Below are 7,586 nucleotides of genomic sequence, written 5' to 3'. Positions count from 1 at the left end.
GCGCCTCGCCTGAATTGCGAACAAGTTCGTTGAGAACGGAGGCGTCATACTGCGCCCAGAGGAAATACGGTGTGTCCCAGATGGGCGGAAAGCTCACGGGCGCATCGTGGCGGGCGAAGTTGCCCTTGAAGAGTGGATCCGGAAGTTCGCCGGTCAGGGGATCGAGTAGGTTGCTATAGAAAACCTGGTTCCCGATCCGGTTCAGCGCGTCAAGTCGACCAAAACCTTCATCGAGATCCGCAACTCCCTGTCCCGTCAAAAGGCCATCGCCCTGCACCTTTTGTTTTTTGATCTTTTGAAGTGCAAGCTCCAGATCGCTTCGAAGCTGCTTTCGCTCGACGCCTTGACCTTTGATCTGCTCCAGCCTGCTGGCGAAACGCTCGAACCGCCACGGCAAAATCAGCGTGTAGCCGATAGACAGCCCGATGACTCGTTCAACCTCGCCGAGATTGACCATCGCCGGCCCACCGTCGAACCGAAGGCTGACATTTTTGTACTCCAGATGCCCCGTATGACAGGCGGCGCATGTCAATCCGATTTGATCTTCATACGAGGCTCCCGTCGTCGGGTCGACACCGCCCTTAAGGATGGCAAAGCCGACAGGCAAGCCATTTGGATTGTCGGGCAAGTTTGGAGTCCAACCGGGGCTCCCACCGTCCCCATTCGGGCCATCTTTGTGATAACCGTATGAGGGCGCGTTACCGGCGAAGTCATTTGAGCCAGGACTGGGGATAAAGCCAAGGCGGCGTAAGTAGTCGTCGTCCGTCAAGCTTGTGTAAGAGAAGGACAGCTCCGGGCGCTCCAACGCCAGGAACCATTGATAAGGGACAGGTATGGTCGCCGTCCCCTGCGACGTGTGGTGAAACCAGTAACGCTGGCGCGAGCTCCAATTCTGCGGCAGCCAATAGGCGCTTTCGATTTTCGATGGCTCCGGCAAGGTAGCAGGCAGCAGTTGAGCGAGCAGATTTGCGTCGTTTTTGATTTTAAGAGCTGCATCGCGAACCTTCTCCGGCGCGAAATACACCAAGCCGGCCGACACGATCGCGACGACGACGATTGCGAACAACAGCCCGGCGACATGAGGCCAGCGCCTCACCCAGGAATAAAGCCGAGAGCCGAAAGAACGTCTCCCCATAGCAAGCACTCCATCTATCTCTGTCGTGCGTTCAGCCGGGCCGGCGGGCAGCCGGAAACGGCGACGGCGTCTGTTACTTGTTCAGCAATTGGCTATTGATGAAGGCGAGCACGTCGGCCGTCTCGGCTGCCGCGCGCCGCGTTATCGTCGCCGCCGCCGGGCCGCCCTGCAAGAACGATGGGAACCAACCGAAATTGCGAACATTCCAGTTTTCCTTTGGCAAGACCGCTCGGTTCACGCCTGGCACTGCGAAGTTTGGAATTTTCCTGGCGAGTGGCTGCGCCGTCTCGGTGTGACAGCTGACGCAATCGGTATTGAAGAAGTGGCTTTTCTTCGGGTCGGCAATGATATTGACGATTTCGAGTATGCGACTGTTGGGCACGTTGCCATCAATGAACTCGGACGTCGAAACACCCTTGCGATCGGCAGCTGCCAGAGGCGGATTTTGCAATGCCGCGTGACGACAGGTGATCGGACTCTGATTGTTGGTAACCGGCTGCGGGATGACATGTTTTCCGCCGATGATGCTGAACATCTGCGCTGCGTGTACGCCATCAAGCGTCGGGCCAGGCACGGGTATCAAGCCAGCCTGCGGTACCCTTAACATCGAGACGAAAATCCAGGGCTCGGGCGGCGAGATGCCCATGACAGCCATGGTGTTGAGGCGCTGCGGTGAAAGATGCTTCTCAAGTAAGGCCTTGAGTGCATCACGAAACGCCTTTGCCGATGCCCCAACAAGGCCCGGATGCACATTCAGATCTCCGGCAGTCGAGACTTTGACATGGCCAAAATGTCCGGCCGCAAGTTGATCGCGCAAGGTCGCGACGTCACGAATGATTGCCTTAAAGGCTTCATCGTCCGGCTTGAACCGCGGAAACGGCGCACAACCGTCGAGAGGCGGATCCGGGTCGAGGTTAAAGCTAAAGATAAGGTGGCCGGCGGTGTCATGAACTTTGAATCCGTCTGGTCCATTGGTTACCGGCTGAATGATGAGGCGGATTTGCGGTTGTCGGCCAAACTGGGCGATGATATCCGGTGACAATCCCGGCGCGCCCGGGTCGATTCTGATGCCGGCAACAAACCAGGCGTCGATCTTTTTCACGGCATCGGGCAGCTGGATGTGGCGTACACCTAAGTCTGGCACTCCCGGACGCTCGGGATTCTCGGCGTTGGCGATAAAGCGCACGAAGTCTGCGTCGGAAAAAAGTCGCTGCGGAGATCCTGTGGGGCCGGCGAGATCGGATGCCGCGATCAGATTGGCCAGGTCAGCCGACGACTTCGGTGGAGGGAAGAGGATGGACACATCGTTGGGCGAAAGCGGCTTTGCGGCCGTTTGCGCCGGAGCCGCTCCCACGCCCAAAGCAGTGACGAACACCACCCCCGCCGCAAACAGTCTTGCAAGCCGTCGACGAAACCTCGATCCGCACATCTCACCCCTTGTCATCTTGGCAATCCCCCTTTGAGACCAAAAAGTTCAAACATCAGTCGTCGAAATCTCGACGCAACGTTCACTCAACAAGCAAAACGGACCGCCGGATCAAGCTTCTCATTCCTCACCGTAGAACTGGCTTTGCAGGGTCTTGAGTTTCGTCGGATGCAACGCCTCCTCGATACAGCCGAGGAACATCTCACTCCTTGCATTGACGCGTGCGCCGTCAGCCGGGGCATGTTCCATGTCCGTCTGCAATGTACGCACGGCCGTCCAATCCTTCGCACGATCCTTCAGCAACTCGAACAGTGTCTGATGGTTTTCGTAAGGATGGAGCCGAAAGTGAGCGAACGTCACCTTGGCTGCAATCTTTGCATCCCTTAGCGCGTCGGGAAGCGTTAGCAGATCAAGTCCTTCCAGCTCGTCAAGCTGTTGCGTTTGGCTCTGTGCTTCCTGATATTGTTCGCGCCCGACCAATTGATACATTCCTCGCGGACGAAACAGCCAACCGTCATCCGTTCCGGGCTGGTTTCCGAACGGGTTGCCGTCGTAGCCAAGAACGAAGTTGGCCAACTCCTTGGGATGGTTAAGCAATGAGTTCACGTCGACCGCCGGCCTGTTTGCGGCCACAAGCTTTGCGTTGTTCTTGTCGATGCGATCGTGCCATTTCTGCGGGAGTTGAGAAGCCGCGCTGTAAGAGAAGTTTTCGCTGCTGCGCGTAAAGTCGGCGCTGTCGTAGGAGACTGATCCCAGAATATAGGCCAGGATACGGGGATCCGTTTCCTCGACGCGATCCCATTCCTGCAACAAGGCTTTGACCTGCTCGGCCTGAAAATATGCCATATAGCTCTTGCGATATGGCGGAACAGGTGAAGGGGCCGGCGAATGGTCCTTGCTCGATTCAGTCAGCTGGTGCTCGTAGGCGGCGACTTTATCCTGATATTTCTCATAACCGCGCTCTTGCAACCAATTGCTCTCATAACAGGCAAGCAACGGCTGCGGCTTGATCTTTGGAGTTGGTCGATATTCCTTGGCTAGCTCGTCGGCGTAGGCAGCCTGTGCGAGTTTGGCGTCTTTGAGCGTTTCAAATGCGGACGCGACCGATCCATTCAGAAGATGAAACAACTTCACTTGCAGGCAATCAGCGTTGCTCTGCCTCTGGCGGGACTGATCGAAGTCGTCCTTCGGCACGCAGTCCCAAAACCGGCCACTGCTCAGTGAGATGATATCTTCGGTCTTCTGGGACAACGTCCATCCGAGCGGAAGGCTATAGAACAAGCCTGTTATGTCGGTTCGGCCGAAGGCTGGAAAACGCTGCACGCTGGGGGTGACTTCGGCGTCCGGCCGACGATCGATGCTGGTTGCATGATTGAGCGCGACATAGGTTCGGGAGGTTCGCGTGCTCAAGAGCGCGCGTACCGGCTCCATGAGCTCACCGAACATGAATGAACCATGATCACCGAATTGCCCGCTCACCAGGGACAGCAGGTAAATCCGGAATTTTGGCGCGTCAGAAGTGCCCTTGATGCTGTTAAGCTTCTCAATCAGGTCGAGCGCGGTCTCGATTCCCGAATTCTCCACATATCCGCCATCGACCAGGCGCGCCTGCGGGTTAGTGGTTATACAGTCATTTTTTAACGAGACGGTCGCTGCCGGCGTCACCCATGGAAATCGCGCGCTCGTGAAAGCGGCTGTGCTGAGCGGAATACGAAGTGAGTGGCTCTTGACCGTTTGGTCGGCCCCCGTTGCGACGCGTTCGAGTCCCGCGAGAATACATAGGTCAGTGTCATTCGGGTGTAACGGATCGAAATCGAAGGGAGAGATGACAGCCCGTTTGCCGCTGCCGGCATCTGTCGTGTTGAACAACAGCGCCGGCATGTTGTTGCCGGCTGTCCAATGGGACTGAAAGTCGGCCCTTAGCAGATTGGATTGATCGCCGGTGCCCTTGTGGCTGTCGAGCATTCTGTCACCGGCGTTCTCCAAAGTATATTCCAGAAAACGCGCGCGATCGAAGGCGTGGATCGCGACCGGAGAAAACATCTGAGTGAAATCGGTAAACAGGAAGCCGGCGACCAAAGGCGACAGAAAATCGGTCGCCAAGACGCTTGCGACGCGCTGCTCCACCGGCCCAGGGGCATCAATATCTTGGACTCGTCCGACACCGGCCAGAAAGTCCGCGATTTTCGGGCATGTCTTTCCGTCGGCGGCATTCGAATCAAGGGACGCATTCTCGGCGTGGAGCGCAGCGGCGAAGATGGCGGAACCGACGCTGCCTCCGGAGACAGCGCTTATCGCAAACAGATGCTGTCGAAATGCCGGACAGAGATCCTGCATTCTCGCAAGAAACCGCGCCGCATTATTGGCAGCATAGATACCTCCTCCTTGAGCCGCGACAATGAAGACGGGATATTCGCCGAGCCTCCTGGCTTCCTCCAGCCGCGGCTTCTGTAAGAGCCACTCACGGAACGCCGCGACCGCAGACATGCGCGCGTCTTTCGGCAGGCTGTTTGCTTCAGCGACGGTGCGCAGTTCGTGGTCGTCGCCTCCCAACAAGGAGGCAAGCAGAAACAAGCCGCCAAAAACAACCGGTATAAATGGAAAGGTAAACTTGATCGTCAGTAGGGCAAAGTGGACGGTGAGACCAACGACGCAAACCGCAAAGAGAGCGATCACGCCGAACGATCCGAGAAATTGTGCGAGCCTATCCGGCAGCAGGATGAATGCCGTTGTCAACAGCACGATGCCGCCGATCGTGAGCGCGAGAAACCTGTAGCGGATGAAGTAGGTATTGTTGGCGCGGCTCGCGAGATCAATCGATCGATCTCTTGATCCCATCCGCCACGTAAATATCACGAAGCAGACGAGCATGATCAGCATGGCGATTGCGAGGATGAGCAGCATGTTACGCTCAAACGCGAGCGCCTGATCCTGAATGCGGAAGATACTTCCGACTTCCTCGACCTCACCGACCTTTCTCGCTGGGCGCGACGCGAATTGACCTGCCGTCGCGGCGATTATCGGCAGCGCTCCGAGCAAAACGGGCGCAAGTCTTATGTAAAAGGCCAAACGACCCGTAGCGTGGGGGATTTCTGGCAGGGACGCAGTTGTGAGCTGAAACGCGCCTGCCCAGATCGTTACGGCAATCACGCCCAGGGCAGCGAACTCCCTGACGGTCACCCAACCAATGTCGTCAGCGGCTATCCGATAGAGCTCCTGAATCTGATCTGGCAGATATAGCAATACTGAGATGGCTACCGACAGAACAATCATCCACCGGAGGTTGCGTAACAGGGCAAAGAGCTGCTCGCGCACAATCATCGCATCATTTCCCTCACAGGTTTGCGGAGATACTCACTGAGCTAGTAAAGTAGACGCAGATTCCGGACATTCGTGCTGCTTGTACCGAACAGGATCGAGCCCGTGGACATACAGGCGACCTGCAACAAAATAATTATGGGCGCGCGCGCGAGAAGAGCGTCGAAATTGATGACTTAACCTACAGTAGCAATCCGGCTTTGTCGACGGTGGATCAAGAGTCTTTCGACGCGGATACCCGAGACTATAACGAACTCGTTGGCGGCATTGCCGGTCCACGCGGCAAGCACACGCCTTTGTACGTTGCGTACAACATTTATCGGTCTCCACTCGATAGATCGTCTTCGTCCTACTCGCCGTCGGACAGGTCCCGGCGCGGTCAACGTACCGTACCTTGAAGTCAAAGTTTTCCAATTTTGTACGACTAGAGTTTGAATTTATGCGCCTGATTGACTGACTGCGCAGCTTTTTCGCGCGCTCAAGCGCTGATCCTTGGTCTACGCGAGAAATGCGCGAGAGGTGAGCTGAGATAGAAACGACCTTAGCGCAGCACAATGCGTTCCCAGATGCCGCCCAATGGGCACGAGGGACGATCTCGAGCGGTATCGCGCCCGATCAGGATCTGTACGCAATTCATTACAAACCTGCTGCTGTCGGGCCCGAAATTTACGCAGCTCTCGAGGCCCTCGCGCCAAAGCGACGCATCAGCTGCTCTACCTCAGCGGCAGGCTAGGCGCTGCTGAATAAGAATCCTTGCACCTCGTTGCAGCCCTCTGCGCGAACCAATCGAGCTGCTCGGTGGTCTCCACGCCCTCCGCGGTCGTGGGGATGTTGAGGCTACGCCCGAGGCTCGAGATCGCGCGCGACGCAGTCGGAACGTTTCGCAAGGTCCTTCACAAAGGAGCGATCGTTCTTGATCTTATCGAACGGAAAGCTGTGCGAGTAGCTCAGGCTGGAATATCCTGTTCTTGCGCCTGCCGTCAGGCCGGTATCTTCACTACTACGCCGCCCCGCTCTATCGCATGGCAGTCACAGGCTTTTTGAACCTTCGCTATCATTCAACCGATGGCGGAGCGCTTTGCAGCGGGCGATTACGATCAACTGCATCATTTCATCGCTGATGGCGTCTGGGATGCTGCCCCATTGGAGTCGGAACTGCTCGTTCAGGCGGACCGTCTCGTCGGCAGCAAAGATGCGGTGCTCGTCACCGACGACACAGCGATGCCGAAGAAGAGCGATCGTTCGGTTGGTGTCACTCAGCCGGGACGTCTTCAGGCCGGCATCGCGGGCTTCGGCAATCTGCGAGGCAGCCCAGATCAGAGCGTCCGCGTCCCAGATCGTCGCCATGCCGTGTTCCGGCACGGCTTCGACACGAACGGTGATGGTGCCTGCGCGAAAATCGATGGGAACATTGCGCTTCGATTTTGCCAGCGAAAAGAACGGATACGCCATCAGGTCATGCGCGCCGCGTGGCGCCAGATCGCCCGGGAGGGCGCGAAACAGATCGAGTTGGTCGCGCTCTGATCGCCGTCTCCTGCTTGCAGTGGAGTTGCTGTCCGGCATGGGTCAGCGCCGCTCCTTGCCGGCATACGGGATGGGTGTGCCGTTTTCGCGGGCAGGACCGTGCCCGTGCCGGGATCGCTGGTGGACGTTTTGGCGCCGCGGTCAACCCACGCCTTCAGGTCCTCGAGCGCATACACAACGCGA

At 57.3% G+C, this 7,586-nt stretch carries 3 protein-coding genes and 4 pseudogenes; 1 reads left to right on the top strand and 6 read right to left on the bottom strand.

Annotated features, from left to right (window positions below):
- The 4 genes and pseudogenes from FXB38_RS41845 to FXB38_RS44450 form a co-directional block, all read right to left on the bottom strand.
- The coding region (locus FXB38_RS41845) for a di-heme-cytochrome C peroxidase (RefSeq protein ID WP_246230628.1) at positions 1–1,066 on the bottom strand (1,066 nt) is incomplete at its 3' end.
- 142 nt (positions 1,067–1,208) lie between these two features.
- Positions 1,209–2,579: a hypothetical protein gene (locus FXB38_RS41840; protein ID WP_246230627.1), complete on the bottom strand. Its 1,371-nt coding sequence runs from the start codon at positions 2,577–2,579 to the stop codon at positions 1,209–1,211.
- A 102-nt stretch (positions 2,580–2,681) separates the two neighbouring features.
- Positions 2,682–5,882 carry a hypothetical protein gene (locus FXB38_RS41835; RefSeq protein WP_246230626.1) on the bottom strand — a complete coding sequence of 1,067 codons (3,201 nt, stop codon included), beginning with the start codon at positions 5,880–5,882 and terminating at the stop codon, positions 2,682–2,684.
- Between the two features lie 663 nt (positions 5,883–6,545).
- A pseudogene (locus FXB38_RS44450) lies at positions 6,546–6,845 on the bottom strand (EAL domain-containing protein); the annotation flags it as partial.
- Positions 6,846–6,935: 90 nt separating this feature from the next.
- Between FXB38_RS44450 and FXB38_RS41825 the strand changes: the two are divergent.
- Positions 6,936–7,133 (top strand): annotated as a pseudogene (locus FXB38_RS41825) (transposase); the annotation flags it as partial.
- A 3-nt stretch (positions 7,134–7,136) separates the two neighbouring features.
- Here FXB38_RS41825 and FXB38_RS41820 read toward each other — a convergent pair.
- Together FXB38_RS41820 and FXB38_RS44445 are read right to left on the bottom strand one after the other, a co-directional pair.
- A pseudogene (locus FXB38_RS41820) lies at positions 7,137–7,442 on the bottom strand (replication initiator protein A); the annotation flags it as partial.
- A 3-nt stretch (positions 7,443–7,445) separates the two neighbouring features.
- Positions 7,446–7,586, bottom strand: a pseudogene (locus FXB38_RS44445) (DNA-binding protein); the annotation flags it as partial.

It is taken from the genome of Bradyrhizobium cytisi, assembly GCF_008123515.1.
GTDB lineage: Bacteria > Pseudomonadota > Alphaproteobacteria > Rhizobiales > Xanthobacteraceae > Bradyrhizobium > Bradyrhizobium cytisi.
Note: the sequence above shows the minus strand (reverse complement) of the source record. Positions and strands in the feature narration are given on the sequence as shown.

Bases quoted from the DNA above. Each gene is read 5' to 3' on its own strand.
- FXB38_RS41840 (WP_246230627.1), bottom strand. From the start codon at position 2,579: ATGACAAGGGGTGAGATGTGCGGATCGAGGTTTCGTCGACGGCTTGCA.
- FXB38_RS41835 (WP_246230626.1), bottom strand. From the start codon at position 5,882: ATGATTGTGCGCGAGCAGCTCTTTGCCCTGTTACGCAACCTCCGGTGG.